Annotated in this window: 15 protein-coding genes; 3 read left to right on the top strand and 12 right to left on the bottom strand. The window is 70.7% G+C overall.

Annotation, left to right across the window (positions count from 1 at the left end; translation table 11 throughout):
- The first annotated feature begins 69 nt into the window (after positions 1–69).
- A complete protein-coding gene (eda, locus tag ACWD10_RS33365) occupies positions 70–711 on the top strand; it encodes a bifunctional 4-hydroxy-2-oxoglutarate aldolase/2-dehydro-3-deoxy-phosphogluconate aldolase (protein WP_451097409.1) in 642 nt (213 codons plus the stop codon).
- A gap of 72 nt (positions 712–783) precedes the next feature.
- On the opposite strand, the gene ACWD10_RS33360 is transcribed toward eda, so the two are convergent.
- The 4 genes from ACWD10_RS33360 to ACWD10_RS33345 all read right to left on the bottom strand — a co-directional run bounded on the left by ACWD10_RS33360 (position 784) and on the right by ACWD10_RS33345 (position 4,989).
- Positions 784–2,136 carry a bifunctional RNase H/acid phosphatase gene (locus ACWD10_RS33360; protein WP_451097408.1) on the bottom strand — a complete coding sequence of 451 codons (1,353 nt, stop codon included), beginning with the start codon at positions 2,134–2,136 and terminating at the stop codon, positions 784–786.
- On the bottom strand, positions 2,136–2,879 hold the full coding sequence (locus tag ACWD10_RS33355; protein WP_451097441.1) for a zinc ribbon domain-containing protein: 744 nt from the start codon (positions 2,877–2,879) through the stop codon (positions 2,136–2,138). The genes ACWD10_RS33360 and ACWD10_RS33355 overlap by 1 nt, the downstream gene beginning before the upstream one ends.
- The gene (locus tag ACWD10_RS33350; RefSeq protein WP_451097407.1) at positions 2,876–3,784 is read right to left on the bottom strand and encodes a Nif3-like dinuclear metal center hexameric protein; all 909 of its coding nucleotides are present in this window, start codon (positions 3,782–3,784) and stop codon (positions 2,876–2,878) included. The genes ACWD10_RS33355 and ACWD10_RS33350 overlap by 4 nt, the downstream gene beginning before the upstream one ends.
- 140 nt (positions 3,785–3,924) lie before the next feature.
- Complete coding sequence (locus ACWD10_RS33345; protein WP_451097406.1) at positions 3,925–4,989, bottom strand: ABC transporter substrate-binding protein; 1,065 nt, start codon at positions 4,987–4,989, stop codon at positions 3,925–3,927.
- 216 nt (positions 4,990–5,205) lie between these two features.
- Between ACWD10_RS33345 and ACWD10_RS33340 the strand changes: the two genes are divergently transcribed.
- A complete protein-coding gene (locus ACWD10_RS33340) occupies positions 5,206–6,666 on the top strand; it encodes a hypothetical protein (protein ID WP_451097440.1) in 1,461 nt (486 codons plus the stop codon).
- A gap of 282 nt (positions 6,667–6,948) precedes the next feature.
- On the opposite strand, the gene ACWD10_RS33335 is transcribed toward ACWD10_RS33340, so the two are convergent.
- The 6 genes from ACWD10_RS33335 to ACWD10_RS33310 form a co-directional block, all read right to left on the bottom strand.
- Entirely contained in the window at positions 6,949–7,890 is a 942-nt protein-coding gene (locus ACWD10_RS33335; protein ID WP_451097405.1) for a 3-oxoacyl-ACP reductase, read from the bottom strand.
- A 32-nt stretch (positions 7,891–7,922) separates the two neighbouring features.
- The gene (locus tag ACWD10_RS33330; RefSeq protein ID WP_451097404.1) at positions 7,923–8,999 is read right to left on the bottom strand and encodes a Zn-dependent alcohol dehydrogenase; all 1,077 of its coding nucleotides are present in this window, start codon (positions 8,997–8,999) and stop codon (positions 7,923–7,925) included.
- Positions 9,000–9,050: 51 nt separating this feature from the next.
- Positions 9,051–9,911 (bottom strand): MaoC/PaaZ C-terminal domain-containing protein, encoded by an 861-nt coding sequence (locus ACWD10_RS33325; protein WP_451097403.1) that lies wholly within the window; start codon positions 9,909–9,911, stop codon positions 9,051–9,053.
- A gap of 234 nt (positions 9,912–10,145) precedes the next feature.
- On the bottom strand, positions 10,146–11,693 hold the full coding sequence (locus tag ACWD10_RS33320) for an MFS transporter (protein WP_451097402.1): 1,548 nt from the start codon (positions 11,691–11,693) through the stop codon (positions 10,146–10,148).
- 148 nt (positions 11,694–11,841) lie between these two features.
- A complete protein-coding gene (locus tag ACWD10_RS33315) occupies positions 11,842–13,059 on the bottom strand; it encodes a lipid-transfer protein (protein ID WP_451097401.1) in 1,218 nt (405 codons plus the stop codon).
- A gap of 18 nt (positions 13,060–13,077) precedes the next feature.
- On the bottom strand, positions 13,078–15,318 hold the full coding sequence (locus tag ACWD10_RS33310) for an acyl-CoA dehydrogenase (protein ID WP_451097400.1): 2,241 nt from the start codon (positions 15,316–15,318) through the stop codon (positions 13,078–13,080).
- Between the two features lie 223 nt (positions 15,319–15,541).
- On the opposite strand from ACWD10_RS33310, the gene ACWD10_RS33305 reads away from it, so the two are divergent.
- Positions 15,542–15,772, top strand: coding sequence for a type A2 lantipeptide (locus ACWD10_RS33305; RefSeq protein ID WP_451097399.1), 231 nt, complete (start codon positions 15,542–15,544; stop codon positions 15,770–15,772).
- A gap of 165 nt (positions 15,773–15,937) precedes the next feature.
- Here ACWD10_RS33305 and ACWD10_RS33300 read toward each other — a convergent pair whose 3' ends face one another.
- Positions 15,938–16,150 carry a DUF397 domain-containing protein gene (locus ACWD10_RS33300; RefSeq protein WP_451097398.1) on the bottom strand — a complete coding sequence of 71 codons (213 nt, stop codon included), beginning with the start codon at positions 16,148–16,150 and terminating at the stop codon, positions 15,938–15,940.
- Positions 16,110–16,961: a helix-turn-helix domain-containing protein gene (locus ACWD10_RS33295; RefSeq protein WP_451097397.1), complete on the bottom strand. Its 852-nt coding sequence runs from the start codon at positions 16,959–16,961 to the stop codon at positions 16,110–16,112. The genes ACWD10_RS33300 and ACWD10_RS33295 overlap by 41 nt, the downstream gene beginning before the upstream one ends.
- Between the last annotated feature and the right edge of the window lie 112 nt (positions 16,962–17,073).

Genomic DNA, 17,073 nt, shown 5'->3' with positions numbered 1-17,073 from the left:
CCTTGCATCGCATTGCAACATGCGCAACGAGCTTTGCGCATGTTGCAGCATGCCGGGCAGGATGAGTCCATGACTTCCTCTTCCGTCCTGGACCTCGCCCCCGTCGTCCCCGTCGTGGTCGTCGAGGACGCGGCCGACGCGGTGCCGCTCGCCCGTGCCCTGGTCGCCGGAGGGTTGCCCGCGATCGAGGTGACGCTGCGTACCCCGGCCGCCCTGGACGCGATCCGGGCCATCGCCGCCGAGGTGCCGGACGCGGTCGTCGGCGCGGGCACCGTGATCTCGCCGCAGAACGTGGCGGACGCGGTGGCCGCCGGATCCCGCTTCCTGGTCAGCCCGGGCTGGACGGACCGGCTCCTGGAGGCCATGCGAGGGTCCGGCGTGCCGTTCCTTCCGGGCGTCTCCACCACGTCCGAGGTGGTCGCCCTGCTCGAACGCGGCGTCACCGAGATGAAGTTCTTCCCGGCCGAGGCGGCAGGCGGCACGGCCTACCTGAAGTCCCTCGCCGGACCACTGCCGCAGGCCCGCTTCTGCCCGACCGGCGGCATCGGGCCCACGACGGCGCCCGCGTATCTCGCCCTGAAGAACGTCGGCTGCGTGGGCGGCAGTTGGATGTTGCCCGCGGACGCGGTTGCGTCGAAAGATTGGCGGCGGGTGGCGACGCTCGCCGAGGAGGCGGCAGGGCTGCGCCGAATTGGCCCGTCCGGCGTTTGAGGACGAGCGCGTTCAGCGCGATCTACTGAGCCCCGTACGACAGTGCGCCTCCGTGATACGTAAGGCCCGGCCCTAACGCAAGTGCCCCGTGTCGTTGAGCAGGCGCAGTGACGCGTTCCCGTCCGCGAAATACGCGATCGCCGAAAGCGACGCCGCCGACAGTTCCATGCGGAACAGCGACTCCGGTGGGGCGCCGAGCGCAAGACGTACCAGCGTCTTGATCGGCGTGACGTGCGTGACGAGCAGGACCGTGCGGCCCGCGTACTGCTTGGCGAGCCGGTCGCGCGCGGCCGACACGCGGCGGGTCACGTGCGCGAACGACTCACCGCCGCCGGTCGGCGCCGCTCTGGTCGAGGACAGCCAGGCCGTCAGGTCCTCGGGGTAGCGCTCGCGTACCTCGGCGAAGGTCAGGCCCTCCCAGGCGCCGAAGTCCGTTTCGCGCAGGTCCTGTTCGATGTGGACGTCGAGGCCGAGCCGGGCGGCGACGGCCGCGGCGGTCTCACGGCAGCGGCGCAGCGGCGAGCTGACGATGTCCTGGACGGTGCCGCGGGCCGCGAGCGCGGCGGCCACGCGTTCGGCCTGGGCGCGGCCCCCGGCGGAGAGTTCGGGATCGCCGCCGCCGCTGCCGGAGAACCGCTTCTCGGGGGTCAGGGCCGTCTCGCCGTGCCGCAGCAGGACGAAGGTGGCGGGGGTGCCGAGGTCCGGGGCCATGGACCAGCCGACGGGCGGCGGCTCGGTGGCCGCAGCCGCAGCCGTACCCACCGCCGCACCAGCACCAGCACCCGCGGCCGCACCATCACCCGCACCCGCACCCGCACCCGCACCCGCACCCGCAGTCGAACCGCCCGAACCCGCAAGCGCCGCCCGCGCCTTGGCCGCACCGGCCGTCGCGTCACCGGGCGGCCCGGAGGGCTCGAGCTGTTCGGGCGCCGCCGCAACGCTCCGCGCCGCCCGCGTATCGAGCTCGGCCGTCGACAGCTCCGGCGCCCACTGCTCCCCGCGCCGCCCCGCGTCCATCGCCTCGTTGGCGAGCCGGTCGGCGTGCTTGTTGCGCTCGCGCGGGATCCATTCGTACGTCACGCGCGCGGCGGGGAAGACCGAACCGGCCTCCGCCGCAAGGGGCTTCATGTCCGGGTGCTTGATCTTCCAGCGGCCGGTCATCTGCTCGACGACCAGCTTGGAGTCCATCCGGACGGCGACCGAGGCCTCCGGGTCAAGGTCGCGCGCGGCCTTCAGTCCGGCCAACAGGCCCTTGTACTCGGCGACGTTGTTGGTCGCGACGCCGATGTACTCGGCCCGCTCGGCGAGCACTTCGCCGCTCGCGCCGTCGAGGACGACCGCGCCGTAGCCCGCGGGCCCCGGGTTGCCCCGGGAGCCGCCGTCGGCCTCGACGATGAACTGCCGTGCCGTGCCCGCCTCCGGCATTACAGGCCGGACTCCGCCGTACGCACCAGGATGCGGTTGCAGTTCTCGCACCGTACGACGGCGTCCGGGGCGGCGGCCCGCACGTCGTTCAGCTCGGTGATGTTCAGCTCGAGGCGGCAGCCCTCGCAGCGGCGCTGGTAGAGGCGGGCGGCGCCGATGCCGCCCTCCTTCTCGCGCAGCTTGTCGTAGAGCTTCAGGAGGTCGGCCGGGACGGAACCGGCCACGACCTCGCGCTCCTTGGTGACCGCGGCCCGCTCGCCGTCGATCTCCTCGAAGGCGGCGTCGCGGCGCGCGGTCGCGTCGTTGACCTTCGCCTCGACCGAGGAGACCCGCTCGGTCAGCTCGGCGACCCGCTCCTGCGCGGACTCGCGGCGCTCCATCACCTCAAGGACGACGTCCTCGAGGTCGCCCTGGCGCTTGGCGAGCGAGGCGATCTCGTGCTGGAGGTTCTCCAGGTCCTTGGGGGACGTGATCGCGCCGGAGTCCAGGCGCTGCTGGTCGCGGGCAGCGCGCTGGCGCACCTGGTCCACGTCCTGCTCGGCCTTGGTCTGCTCGCGGGCGCAGTCGCTCTCCTCGGTCTGCGCGGCGACGAGCAGGTCGCGCAGCTGCGTGAGGTCCTTGGTCAGCGACTCGATCTCGGCGTGCTCGGGCAGGGCCTTGCGCTTGTGCGCCAGCTGCTGAAGGCGTACGTCGAGTGCCTGGACGTCGAGAAGTCGGATCTGGTCGGCGGGCGCGGCGTTCAGTTGGGGGCTCCAGATGAATCGGTGGGAGTGGAGGACGGGCTTTCGGACGCCGCGTGGGCGGTCCAGGGGTCGGTGACCGTGGCCGAGACATGGACGCGCAGGCCCCAGCCGTGCCGGTCGGCGATCTCGTCGAGCTGGGCGGCGGCCTGCTCGCACCAGGGCCACTCGGTGGCCCAGTGGGCGGCGTCGAGCAGCGCGAGCGGCCCCGTGGAAGAAGACGAATGGGAAGAAGACGAAAAAGACGCAGCCTGTGTCGCCTCGGACGCCGGGTGGTGGCGCAGGTCGGCGGTGAGGAAGGCGTCCACTCCGGCGGCGCGTACGGCGCCGAAGAGGCTGTCGCCGGAGCCGCCGCTGACCGCGACCGTGCGGACCAGGGCGTCCGGGTCACCGGCGGCGCGGATGCCCTGCGCGGTGGCGGGCAGCCGCTTGGCGGCGTGCGCGGCGAACTCGCGCACCGTCAGCGGGTGGTCGAGCTCGCAGATCCGGCCCAGGCCCCGGCGGCCCGCCGCGTCCGTGGGGTCCGGCACGAGCGGGCGTACGACGCGCAGGTCGAGCGCGCCCGCGAGGGCGTCCGAGACACCGGGGTCGGCGGTGTCGGCGTTGGTGTGCGCGACGTGCAGCGCGATGTCGTTCTTGATCAGGTCGTGCACGACCCGGCCCTTGAAGTGCCCGGCCGCGACCGTCGTCGTACCGCGCAGAAACAGCGGGTGGTGCGTGACCAAGAGATCGGCGCCGAGCCGGATCGCCTCGTCGACGATCTCCTGGACCGGGTCGACGGCGAAGAGGACGCGGGTGACCTCGGCGTCCGGGTCTCCGCAGACCGTCCCTACGGCGTCCCACTCCTCGGCCCGCTCCGGGGGCCAGAGGGCGTCAAGGGCGGCGGTTACTTCTGACAGACGGGGCACGGGATCAGGCTACCTGGCCTTCCGTTGTCCGTTCACTGGTCGTCGTCCGTGGTGGCCGCTTCTGGGGGCTGCGCCCCCAGACCCCGCTGCATCGCGCTGAAGCGCTCGTCCTCAATCGCCGGACAGGCTCATTATTCGGCTTATTCGGCCAGGTATCCGCGGAGGTCGTCCAGGACGCTGTCCGCCGCCGTCACACCGAGGCCCAGGTACCAGGTCTCGTCCGGGACGTTCTTGGCCTGGCCTGCCTTGACCGCGCCGAGCTTCTGCCACAGCGGGTTGCCCTCGGCCTTGGCGCGGTCGGTCTCCTTCGCGTCGCCGTAGACGCCGGTGAAGATCCAGTCGGCGTCGGCCTCGTCGATCTTCTCCGGGCTGATCTCCGCGGCCAGGTCGTTGATCTGCTGGTTCTTGGGCCGCTCGACGCCGACGTCCTCGAGGATCGTGCCGATGAACGAGGCCTTCGCGTACAGCCGGATCATGCCCGGCATGTAGCGCAGCATCGTGACGCTGGGCTTCTTGCCGTCCTTCTCGGCCAGGTCCTCGCCGAGCTGCTTCGCCTTCTTCTCGTACGCGGCGAGCTTGCTCTTGGCCTCGGACTCCTTGTCGAGCGCGGCGGCGTTGAGGAGGTAGTTCTCCTTCCAGGTGAAGCCCGGGCGGATGGAGAACACGGTCGGCGCGATCTTGGAGAGCTGCGGGTACAGCTTGGCGGCGCGCAGCTCGCTGCCGAGGATCAGGTCGGGCTTGAGGGCCGCGATCGCCTCCATGTTGAGGGCGTTGATCGTGCCGACGTCCTTGGGGCTGCCCGCGTCCTTCTTCAGGTACTCGGGAATGCCGTCGTCGCCCTCGGTGGGGGCGTAACCGACCGGCTTGACGCCGAGGGATACGACGTTGTCCAGCTCGCCGACATCCAGGACCACGACTCTCTTGGGCTCGGCCTTGAGTTCCGTCTTGCCCATGGCGTGCTCGATGGTGCGCGGGAACTCGCCGGACTTGGCGTCCGTGCCCATCTTCGCCGTGTCCTCGGCGGCCTTGGCGAAGTCCTCGCCGCCCTGGGCGACGGACTTGCCGCCCTTGTCGCTCTTACCGGTCCCACCGGTTGTGCCGGTGGACGAGCCGGAACCCGCCTCTCCGCTGGAGCAGGCCGCGAGCGAGAGCGCGGCGGCGACGGCAAGCGCGACGGCGGCGGTGCCGCGACGGCGTATGGACATGGGAGTCTCCCTCTTCGAACTTAGGCGAGCCTAACCATAAGCGGATCCAGCCACTCCGCCAACAGTCCGCAGCAATCCCGCTCAGCACAGTCACCCCACGCATCTCAGGCGAATCGGGGCCTGGCCACCCTTATGTGTGAAGTGAACGGCAGCCGGTGCCACGCCAACTCGTGCGAAAACTAGCTTCGTTGGCCGGAGGTGACTTTCGGTATGACAATGACGGCTCCGGGGCCCATGGCCCCCAGCAGCGAAAGCGAAAGCGACCATGCCACCGTGAGCGGCGGTACGGACTCCGAGGTCGACAGGGGTGCGGACTCCGGATCCGAAGTCGACGGGGGTACGGGCCCCGGGTGCGCCGGTGACGCGGACTCGGGATTCGACCGTCGTACGGATTCCGGATTCGGCGGTGGCACGGACTCCGGATTCGACGGTGATACGGATTCCGGCTCGGCCTCCGCCGCCGATCCCGCGCTGCGCCCCGCGCTCACCCTCAGCGCCGACGGCGGATACGGCGCCCGCCTCGCCCTCGCCGACGACTCCGGCGAGGCGTGGTGCCCGGAGCGCTGGACCCTGGACGGCCCCGAGCCGTACGCCGTACCGCTCCCGCTCGACCAGCCGGAGGAGCCCGGCACCGAGCTGCTCCCGCTCGCCGACGGCCGGGTCCTGATCCACCGTGAAGCGGCCGGGCGACGCATGTTCTCGCTGCTCTACCCCACCGGACCCGGCACCGGCGAACTCCAACTCGGCGCCCTGGACTGCCCGGAGTCCGACGCCCGCATGCACCTGATCGCCCCGGCACCGGACGGCGTATGCGCGTACGCCCTCGCGGTCGGGCGAGACAGCACGTCCCTGTGGCTGGTCGCGGGCGGCAGTTTCGGACCCGAGCTGGTCGCCCAGCTCCCCGGCCGCTGCTCCGGCGGCGTCTGGCTGGACCGGACGGGCCGCATGCTCGCGCTGGACCAGGAACTGGTGCCTGCGTCGGAAGTCCCGTCGTCCGCCCGGAGCGAGCCGACCACCAAGCCCGTCACCGCCAAGGCCGTCACCACAAAGACTGACACCACAAAAGCCGTCACCACGAAGGCCGTCACCAGAACCGTCACCAAGACGGTCGCCGTAGACCTGGAACGAGGCGGCGAGATCAGCCCACTCCTCCAGATCACCCCCGACAGCAACGACCGGCTCCTGCTTGCCGACCCCGACAGCGGCCTGATCCTGGTCCGCTCCGACGCACCGGGACACGACCGGCTCGGCTGGGGCGTGCTCGGCTCGACGCTCCCCGTCCGGTTCCCGGAGAGCCTGCGGCTCCCGGACTGCGCCGTGACGCCGTTCGCCGTACAGCCGGGTCAGCCGCTGCTCCCGGAGGGCTGCGCGGTGGCGTTCCGGATCGACGGCGCGGCTGGAACCTGGCTCGGCCTATGGCGCCCCGCCGAACGCCGCGTACGCCATCTCGCAGCGCCCGAAGGCTGGTTGGCCGGAGCCGGACGCTGGTCCCGGGACGGTGTTCTCCACCTCCCGTACGCCACCGCGGCGGTGCCGTGCGGCGTGGCGCGGATTCCGGCCCCGGACCCCGTGAAGCCCTCGGAAACGGAGCCCGTGAAGGGCCCTGCCCTGGCGGCGGCACCGCGCCCCGTACCACTCCAGCAGGCACCTCTCACCGGGCGGAAGACGGCCAGTTAGACTCACCCGGCCGTCCTTTACGATCTTCTTACAGGGTGACGTTTCCCATGGCTGAGAACAGCAACGTACCGACCGAGCCGGACACGCCGGAGCCCACCGGTTCAGGCACGGGCTCGGGCAAGCACCGGGGTCCGGCAGCCGCACGCGACAACGAGGCGGCGACGCCTCGGGGTCGGCACCGGCGTCCTGCGGACGACTCGGAGTCGACGAGGGCTCAGGCGGCCTGAAAACAGCCCCTCCGGCGTTTAAGGAGCGGGGGCCTGGGGGCAAGGGCCCCCGGCCTCAGCCCCGCTTCAGCCCGAGCACCTCCGCCGCCGCGAACGTCTCGTTCGAGGGCCGCCCCTCGTAGTACGGCGAGAGCACCTCATCGAGCTCCTCGTACGAGAACAGCTCCTTGGCCGTATCGAACTTCGCCGCCACCCGTGGCCGCTCCATGACCGCCACCATCCCGCCGTGCACCACGAGCAGTTGCCCGTTGACCTTCCCCGCGGCGGGCCCGGCCAAGTAGCCCACCAGCGGCGCCACATGCTCCGGCGCCAGCGGATCGAGCTCCCCGCCCGTCGGCTCGGCGAACCCCGCGAACACGTCCTCCGTCATCCGGGTCCGCGCCCGCGGGCAGATCGCGTTCGCCGTCACGCCGTACTTGCCGAGGGCGAGTGCCGAAGACGTGGTCAGGCCGACGATTCCGCCCTTCGCGGCCGCGTAGTTGGGCTGGCCCGCCGAGCCACCCAGGAACGCCTCCGACGAGGTGTTCACGATCCGGCCGTACACCGGCCCGCCCGCCTCCTTGGAGCGGGCCCGCCAGTGCACCGACGCGAAGTGCGTCGTATTGAAGTGCCCCTTGAGGTGGACCCGGATCACCGAGTCCCACTCCTCCTCGCTCATGGAGAAGACCATCCGGTCCCGCAGAATGCCCGCGTTGTTGACCAGGATGTCGAGCTTTCCGTACGTCTCGATCGCCAACTGCACCAGCGCACGGGCCTGTTCGTGGTCGGCGACATCCCCGACGTGCGCGGCGGCCTGCCCGCCCGCCGCCCGGATCTCGGCCGCGACCTCCTCGGCCGGCGCCGCCGAGGCAGCACCCGAGCCGTCCCGCCCCGGCTGCCCGAAGTCATTGACGACGACGCTCGCGCCGAGCCGGGCCAGCTCCAGGGCCTCGGCCCGGCCGAGGCCCCGCCCCGCGCCGGTGACGATCGCGGAGCGGCCCGCAAGTGGCTGTGACATCAATGTCCCTTCTGCGAAAGTGGGCTCTCGGCTCAGATCTCAATGCAGGTACGCAGCGCGACCCCCGACCGCATCTGATCGAGCGCCTCATTGATCTCCCCGAGCCGCACCCGGTGCGTGATCAGGCCCGCGAGGTCGATCCGGCCCGCCCGCCACAGGGCGATGGCCCGTTCGTACGACGTCAGCACGTCCCCGCCGCCGTACATCGACGGCAGAATCCGCTTCTCGTCGAAGAACAGCTCGAACATATTGATCTGCAGGAAGTCGTCGAGGGCGCCCGCGCCGACCACACAGAGCGTGCCGCCGCGCCGGGTCGCCTCGTACGCGGTGCGCGCGGTGGCCGACTTGCCGACCACCTCGAAGACGTAGTCGAAGCCCTCGCCCCCGGTGATCCGCTGCTTCGCGTCGTCGAGCGCGTCCGGCGCGACCGCCTCCGTGGCGCCGAAGGTCAGCGCGGCCTCGCGCCGGGACGCCACCGGGTCGACGGCGACGATCTGCGCCGCGCCCTTGAGCCGCGCCCCCTGGATCGCGGAGATCCCCACCCCACCGCAGCCGATCACGGCGACCGCCGAACCGGCCGCCACATCCGCGGTGTTGACCGCCGCACCGAGCCCGGTCGTCACGCCGCAGCCGATCAGCGCGGCGATCTCGAAGGGCACGTCGTCCGGGATCGGCACCGCGCATCGGGCGTCGACCACAACCTCCTCGGCGAACGTACCGGTGCCCGCGAAACCGAAGAGATCACCGGAGGGCCGCTTGAAGTTGGGCACCCCCGCGTTCATGAACCCGGCCAGGCAGAGATGGGTCTGACCGCGCTTGCAGGCGGGACAGTCGCCACACGCGGGCAGCCAGCACATCAGCACCCGGTCACCCGGCTTGACGCTCGTGACCCCGTCGCCGACGTCCACCACCTCGCCCGCGCCCTCATGCCCGGGCACGAACGGCCCCGGCTGCGGCAGGACCCCGCTCATCGCGGAGAGGTCCGAGTGGCACAGGCCGGTGGCCCGCACCCGGATCCGCACCCTGCCGGGGCCGAACCCCACCGGTTCGACGTCGTCGAGCACGTCGAGCTTTTCCTGGCCTATCTCGTGCAGTACGGCTGCGCGCATGACGGTGCGGCTCCTCTCGTACGTACGTAAGGGCTCGGCGAAGAAGGGGAGTCAGGCGTGCTCGACGACCGTGTCCGCGAGCACCGGCGCGTCCTCGCGATCGGCCGCCGTCACCGAAACCTGAACCCGGCCGTCCGCGGACGACTCCCACATGCGGATACGCAACGTCTCACCGGGGAACACCACCCCGGCAAAGCGCGTGGTGTACGAGCGGATCCGGGAGACATCGCCGCCAAGGACCGTGTCGACGACGGCCTTGAGCGTGATGCCGTAGGTGCACAGGCCGTGCAGGATCGGCCGGTCGAACCCGGCGAGCTTGGCGAACTCGGGGTCGGCGTGCAGCGGGTTCCAGTCGCCGCTGAGCCGGTAGAGCAGGGCGAGGTCCTCGCGGACGGGGCGCTCGACCGTACGGCCCGGCTCCCGCGACGGGAGTTCGGTACGGGCCGACGGTCCACGCTCCCCGCCGAAGCCACCCTCACCGCGTACGAAGATCTGGGTGTCGCAGGTCCACAGCGGCCCGTCGTCGTCCGCCACGTCGGACCGCATCACGATCACGGCCGCCTTGCCCTTGTCGTACACGGCCGGGATCGTCGAGGTCTGAACGGCCTTGCCCCGCACGGGGATCGGCCGGTGCACCGTGACCTTCTGGCCGCCGTGCAGGACATGCGCGAGGTTGACGTCGATACCGGGCGCCGAGAGTCCCCCGGCCACGGCCATGCCGCCGCCCGCGACGGTGGCGAAGCTGGGCAGGACGTGCAGCTTGGACTCGAGGGTGTAGCGCAGCTCGTCGGGGTCGGTCGCGGGGACGCCCGCGCCCAGGCCCAAGTGGTAGAGCTGGATGTCCTTGTGGTCCCAGGCGATATCGGTGCTGCGGGGTTCGGCGGCGGTGGCCTTCGCGGCATCAATGGGCATCTGGACGCTGCTCCTCGCTGTGCGCTGGGATCTTCACTGTGCGCTGGGATCTTCACTGGGAGACCTCGGCGCGGCCGTCCGCACCGTCGGCCGCACCGAGGTCGTAGGAGACCGGCCGTCCGTACCGGAACGCGCCCGGGTTCTAGAACGCGTTCTAGGCCAGTGGCCCCATGTATAACGCAGGCCCTGTTGGTTGTGAAGACTCCTGACGCAATGTCAGATGCGAGCTGCCGACTACGGTTTGGCCGCCGTCACCGGCTTCGCAGCGGGCGCCCCGTCCCCCGACTCACCCGACTCACCCGAGCCTTCCGTCTCCCGCCCGGCCGCACCCCGCGCCCGCGCCCGCACCTGCGCGCCCTTCCCCGTACCCGGCACCCAGAGCAGCATCACCACAACCGCCGCGAGCAGGAGGAACCCACTCGCCCGGAACGCCGCCGCGTACCCCGCCGTCAGTGCCTCCGCGTCCTGGGCGCCCCCGGTCACGGACGCCGCCACCGTCGACAGGACCGCGAGCCCGAGCGCGCCGCCCATCACCCGCGAGGTGTTGATCAGGCCCGAGACCAGACCCGCGTCCTCCGGCGCCGCCCCCGACGTGGCGAGGGAGGCGAGCGGTGTGGCGGCCAGGCCCGCGCCGAGCATCATCACGATGCCGGGCAGCATGATCGAGGTGACGTAGGCGCCGTCCGCGGTCATGGTCGACTGCCAGCCGAAGCCCGCCGCGGCGATGACTATGCCGATCATCGAGACGTTCTTGGCGCCGAGCACCGGCATCAGGCGCGGCGCGATCTTGGAGCCGAAGACGATGGTCAGGGACGACGGAATCAGCGCGAGTCCGGCCTCCAACGGCGTGTAACCCAGCACGTTCTGCGCGTACAGCGTCATGAAGAACCACATGGCGAACATGGCGCCGCCGGTGATGAACATCGAGGCGTTGGCCGCCGACACCGAGCGCACCCGGAACAGCTTGAGCGGCATCAGCGGCACCTTCGTGTACGCCTCCACCGCGAGGAAGGCGAGCAGCAGCCCGAGCCCGGCGGCGAGCGGTATCAGCGTCGCGGGTGCGGCCCAGCCCGCGATCTCCGTCTGCACAATGCCGTACGCCACCGTGGCGAGCCCCGCCGTGACGAGCACCGCGCCCGGCAGGTCGATGCGCCGCCCCTCGGCCCCACGGCTCTCGCTGAGCCAGGCGACACCGGCGAGCACCACGAGCGCGCCGATCGGGACGTTGATGAGCAGCACCCAGCGCCAGGACAGCAGATCGGTCAGGACGCCGCCGACCAGGCCGCCGGCCGCGCCGCCGCCCGCGCCCACGGCCGACCAGGTGCCTATCGCCCGCACCCGGGCCGCGCCCTCGGGCACCGCCGAGGTCAGCAGCGTGAGCGTCGACGGCGCGAGCACCGCGGCGCCCAGGCCCTGCACGGCCCGCGCCAAGACCAACTGCCAGTCCGCCTGGGCGAGTCCGCCCGCCAGCGAGGCGAGCGTGAAGAGCCCGAGCCCGACCAGGAACATCCGCTTCCGGCCGAAGAGATCCCCGGCCCGCCCACCGAGCAGCATGAACCCGGCGAACGCGATCGAGTACGCGTTCACCACCCACTGCAACCCGACCGCACTCATGCCGAGGTCGGCCCGCATCGAGGGCAGCGCGGTGTTCACGACGGATACGTCGAGCACGACCAGGAATTGGCCGAGGCAGGCGGTGAGCAGCACCGCCCACACGGGCACGGCCTTCTTCTTCGACGGGACAGAGGCGGCTGGGTAAGCACCGGAGGGGGTTTTGGCCATGACGGCAATAGTGGCAGGTAGCACTGACAGCGGTCATCGGGGTTTCGCCGGATACGGCCGTACACCGTGAGTCCTAGGCCCAAGTCGTACATCTGGAGGACGTACTCGTCACTGGAGGACTCGTAACCGGAGGACGTCCTCGTCACTATCAGCGGCGCAGCAGTGTCACCACGGCAGCCCCACCCAGCCCGATGTTGTGCGCAAGTCCCACCTCGGCGCCCGGAACCTGCCGCTCCGCCGCCGCCTCCCCGCGCAACTGCCAGGTCAGCTCGGCGGCCTGCGCAAGCCCGGTGGCGCCCAGCGGATGCCCCTTGGAAATCAGCCCGCCCGACGGATTCACGACCCAGCGCCCGCCGTACGTCGTGGCCCCCGACTCGACGAGCTTCCCGGACTCGCCGTCCGGGCACATCCCGAGCGCCTCGTACGTAAGGAGTTCGTTGATGGAGAAGCAGTCGTGCAGCTCGATGACGTCCACGTCCTCGATGCCGAGCCCGGACTCCGCCCACACCCGTTCCGCTGCCACCCGCGACATCGGCTTGCCGACCACGTCGATGCACGACCCGGAGGCGAAGGACTCCTCGGTGTCGGTCGTCATGGCCTGCGCGACGATCTCCACGGCCCGCTCACCGAGCCCGTGCCGCTCCACGAACCGCTCGGACACCACCACCGCCGCCGCGGCCCCGTCCGAGGTCGGCGAGCACTGCAACTTGGTCAGCGGCCGATGAATGGTCTTGGCGGCAAGGACCTCATCGACCGAGTAGACGTCCTGGAACTGCGCGTACGGATTGTGCGCCGAGTGCCGGTGATTCTTGGCGCCCACGGCCGCGAGCTGCGCCTCCGTGGTCCCGTACCGCTCCATGTGCTCACGCGCCGCGTCCCCGAAGATCTGCGCGGTCGGCGGGGTCATCTCGAAGCCGTGCCGGGCGGCCATGATCCCGTAATGCCGGGCGACGGGCGAGGTCCTGCCGAATCCATCAGCGGCTTCGCCGCGGGCCGACCCACCATCGGCCCCACCCCCCAGAGCACCCCGCGCCATCTTCTCGAACCCGAGCGCGAGCACACAGTCATTCAGGCCCCCGGCCACGAACTGCCGCGCCATCATCAGCGCCGTGGCCGCGGTGGCGCAGTTGTTGTTGACGTTGTAGATCGGTACGCCGCTCAGGCCCAGCTCGTACGCGGCCCGCTGCCCGGCGGTCGACGCCTGGAAGCAGTACCCGACGGGCACCTGCTCCACTTGGTCGTACGAAATCCCGGCATCGGCAAGGGCGTTGGTACCGGCCTCCCTGGCCATGTCCCAGTACTGCCAGTCACGGGTCTCGGGCTTCTCGAACCTCGTCATCCCGACACCGACGATGTACGTCCTCATAGCGACCTCCGTAAGTGCTCAGATGATCGGCCGCGGCTCGGGATCCCTCGGCAGCCCGAGCAGCCGCTCCGCCACGACATTGAGCTGAACCTGGGTGGTACCGCCCGCGATGGTCAGACACCGCGACATCAGAAACCCGTGCAGCGCCCGCTCCCCGGCCCCTTCCCGCACGGCCCCGGCGGGCCCGAGCAGCTCAAGGGCGAGCTCGGCGACCTTCTGCTGATACGGCGTCTGCACGAGCTTCCGGATCGACGCCCCGGCGCCCAGCTCGGCCCCGGCGACCTGGCGCATGGTGGTACGCAGCCCCATGCACGCCAGCGCATGCGCCTCCGCGACCAAGGCCCCGATCCGCGCCCGATACGCACCGTCGAGCCCACCGGCCCGCGCCCGCGCGATCAATGCCTCAAGACCGGTATCAAAGGTCAACTGATCGGCCATATGGACGCGTTCATTGCCGAGCGTGTGCCGTGCGACCCGCCACCCGTCGTCGACGTCCCCGACGGCGGCGTCACCGGGCAGCACGACGTCGTCGAAGTACACCTCGTTGAAGAGCGAGTCCCCGGTGATCTCCTTCAGCGGCCGTACGTCGATCCCGGGACTCTTCATGTCGACAAGGAAATACGTCAGCCCCTCGTGCTTCGGCGCGTCAGGATCGGTACGGGCGAGCAGAATCCCGAAGTCCGCGCCAGCGGCCGAACTCGTCCACACCTTCTGCCCGTTGATCCGCCAGCGCCCGTCGGCCATACGCTCGGCCCGGGTGCGCAGGGCCGCGAGGTCGGACCCGGCGCCGGGCTCGCTGAACAGCTGGCACCAGGCGAGTTCCCCGCGCAGCGTGGGCCGCAGATACCGCTCCCGCTGCGCCTCACTCCCGTACGCGATGAGCGAGGGCACGACCCAGGTGGCGATCCCAAGGTCACTGACCTTGAGACCGGCCGCCTTCAACTCCTCCTGGATGACGAGCTGTTGGACGGCCCCGGCTCCGAGTCCGTACGGCTCGGGCAGATGCGGAGCGGCGTACCCGGTGGGCGCGAGGGCCCGGCGGGCGGCGACGGGATCGAGCCCCCGGGCCGAGGCAAGGGCCGCACGAGCCGCACTCCGGTACGCGTCGGTGTCGGCGCCGTCCGGCAACTCGATCCGCAGCTCACGCCGCGCCCCCTCCTCGGCAAGCCGTACGGCCCGCAGCCGGTGCGCGTCCCCAGCCCCGAGCAACTGCCGGGCGACAACGGCCCGCCGTAGGTAGAGATGCGCATCGTGCTCCCAGGTGAATCCGATCCCACCGAGGATCTGAATGCAGTCCTTGGCGCAGGAGTACGCGGCATCGAGCGCGAGGGAGGCGCCGAGGGCGCCAACGAGCCCACGAACAGCGGCCGTTTCCGCCCCGTCGGCAGCCCGAGCGGCATCCCACACCACCGCACACGCCCGCTCGACCCGCACGAGCATGTCGGCACACAGATGCTTGACGGCCTGGAACTGCCCGATCGGCCGCCCGAACTGCTCGCGCACCTTGGCGTATTCGGCCGCCGTGTGCAGCGCCCAGGCGGCGCCTCCGCAGGCCTCGGCGGCGTACAGGACGGCAGCGAGATCACGCACGTACGCGCCATCGATGCCATCGAGCACCCGAGCACGCGGTACGCGAACACCCTCCAGTCGCACGTCGGCAGTGGGCCGCGTCGGATCGGCACTCTCATGCGGTCGTACGGAGAGCGAGTCGGCGCGGGCATCAACGGCAACCCAGACCTCGCCGCCCGCGGTATCCGCGACCTCGGCCCCGATGACGAGGAGATCGGCCTCGCCGCCGGACAGCACGGGAGGGCACACCCCGTCGAGCACGTACCCGTCCGCATCCGGGGGCGGGTCTGCGACGGCGGTAACGGTCCCGACCCCGAGGGCCACGGCCCCGACACGCTCTGCGGAGGCGAGCGCACGCACCAACTCACCCTGCCCGCCGTCCCGTCCAAGCACAACGGAGGCATGGGAACTGGCGAGCAGCGGCCCGGGAAGCGCGGCCCGCCCGGCCTCCTCAAGAACCACGGCGAGATCGACGAGCCCCCCGCCCCCACCCCCGTACCCCTCGGGCAGATGCAGCCCGAGCAGCCCTTGCCCGGCGAGCCCGTCCCAGTACGCGGGCCGCCCGCCGACGATGCCGCCGGGCGGGGCGTCGAGCAGCTTCCGTACCTCCTCGGGCGGTACGGCGCGCCCGATCCAGCCGCGCACGGCATCGGCCAACTGCTGCTGTTCCTGCGTGACTCCGATCCCCATGGGAGGGCACACTAGAACACGTTTCAATCTGACGGAAGGTCAGATCTTAACGACTTCATGTCCGGTGTGAACACAGCGTGAGGGTGAGGTGTGGGATCCCCCAGACCTCCCGTCAACATGTTTTGATCCGTACACCACGGGAGTGACGTAAGTGACTCCCGTTGCAGTGCGCCCCGCGCTGCACACCGCCATCCGCTCGCTAGAGAAGAAGGACGCTCACCCCATGAGCAACGCTCCCCGCATTGAGACCAGCGAGATCGCCGACACCGACCTCGACAACATCGCGGGCGGCATCGGCGTCCACGCCTCCGTGGACGGCCTGCCCGCCGCTGACGCCAGCGCGCTCACCGGCGCCGTGTCGACGGTGACCGGCGTGGCCAACTCCGCCCTCGCCGCCGCCCCGCACCTCACGCTGAACGCCGGCGCGACCGGCGGCAGCCTGCACATCGGCTGAGGCCGCGCGGCACGCCCTGACGCGACGACGCCGGTCTCCGGGACCACACTCTGGCCCCGGAGACCGGCGTTCGTACGTCGCCGTTCGTACTTGGTCGTTCGTACGTCGCCGTTCGTACTTGGTCGTTCGTACGTCGCCGTTGGTGCGCCGTTACGGCGATCTGCCTCAGCCCTGCCGGAACGCCCCCCGCCCGGCGGCCGCGACGAAGGCGGCGAAGGCGGCGGTGCGGACGGTGAGGCGCCCGGCGCCGGGGTTCTTGGAGTCCCGGACGGCGACACAGGGGTTGAGCTCGGCGACCTCTACGCAGTCGCCGCCGGTGTCACCGCTGTACGAAGACTTACGCCAGGTCGCTCCGGCCAGCTCCAGCTTGCGGTCCATAACGCTCCTCCATGACGCGGGCGATCAGCGCCGCCGAATCCCCGGTGGAGAGCGCGGCGGCTCGCAAATGACCGTATCGGAGCGTCCCTTCACGGACGGTGGCCGTATTGGCGGTCATGTGCCCCTGAACGAAGTCCTCTGTGTAGACGAGGTCGGGATCGCCGTCGAACCGCAGAAGGTTGAAGGTACCCATCAGCCCCGGGTGCTCCCCCACCTCGTACGGCAGGACCTGGATCTTCACCCAGTCGCGCTCCTGCGCCTCCAGCAGTCGGGCCAGTTGGTCCCGCATGACGCCCGGGCCGCCGATCTCCTGATGGAGCACGGCCTCACCGAGCACAACCCAGGTCAGGGGCGGCTGCTCACGCTCAAGAATCCGCTGCCGTTCGAGCCGGGCGGCCACCTTGGTGTCGAGGTCCCCTTCGGCCCGCGAGCCGCCCAGCACGGCCCGCGCGTACGCCTCGGTCTGCAGCAGCCCGTAGACCAACTGGGCCTGATAGGTGGAGATGAAGGTGGCCCGGGCCTCCAACTCGGCGTAAGCCTGAAACCAACTCGGCAACTGGCTCCGCAGCACAAGCCCAACGAGCCGAGAGAACTGCCCATCAGTACCGAGAGCGGCATCGAGCCGCTCGGACAGGTCCCGGGTGGGCACCTTACGAGCAGTCTCGATCTGCCTGATGAGGGATCCGGCGCAGTAGACGATGTCCCCCAGCTCCCCTTGCTTGAGCCGGGCGGCCTCACGGAAACGCCGCAACTCGGCGCCGTAGTAGTCGAGTGGGGAAGCACTGGGATCGAGTTCGCGGATGTTGACCATGACGAAGGGTCCACCCCCAAGTTCACACGACACGACATTGTGTCCAACTAGTAGCCGAGCGTAACCGCCGACACCTCATCTGACCGCATGAACGACCCAACTCCCGCCGATG

It is taken from the genome of Streptomyces sp. NPDC002851, assembly GCF_053591935.1.
Note: the sequence above shows the minus strand (reverse complement) of the source record. Positions and strands in the feature narration are given on the sequence as shown.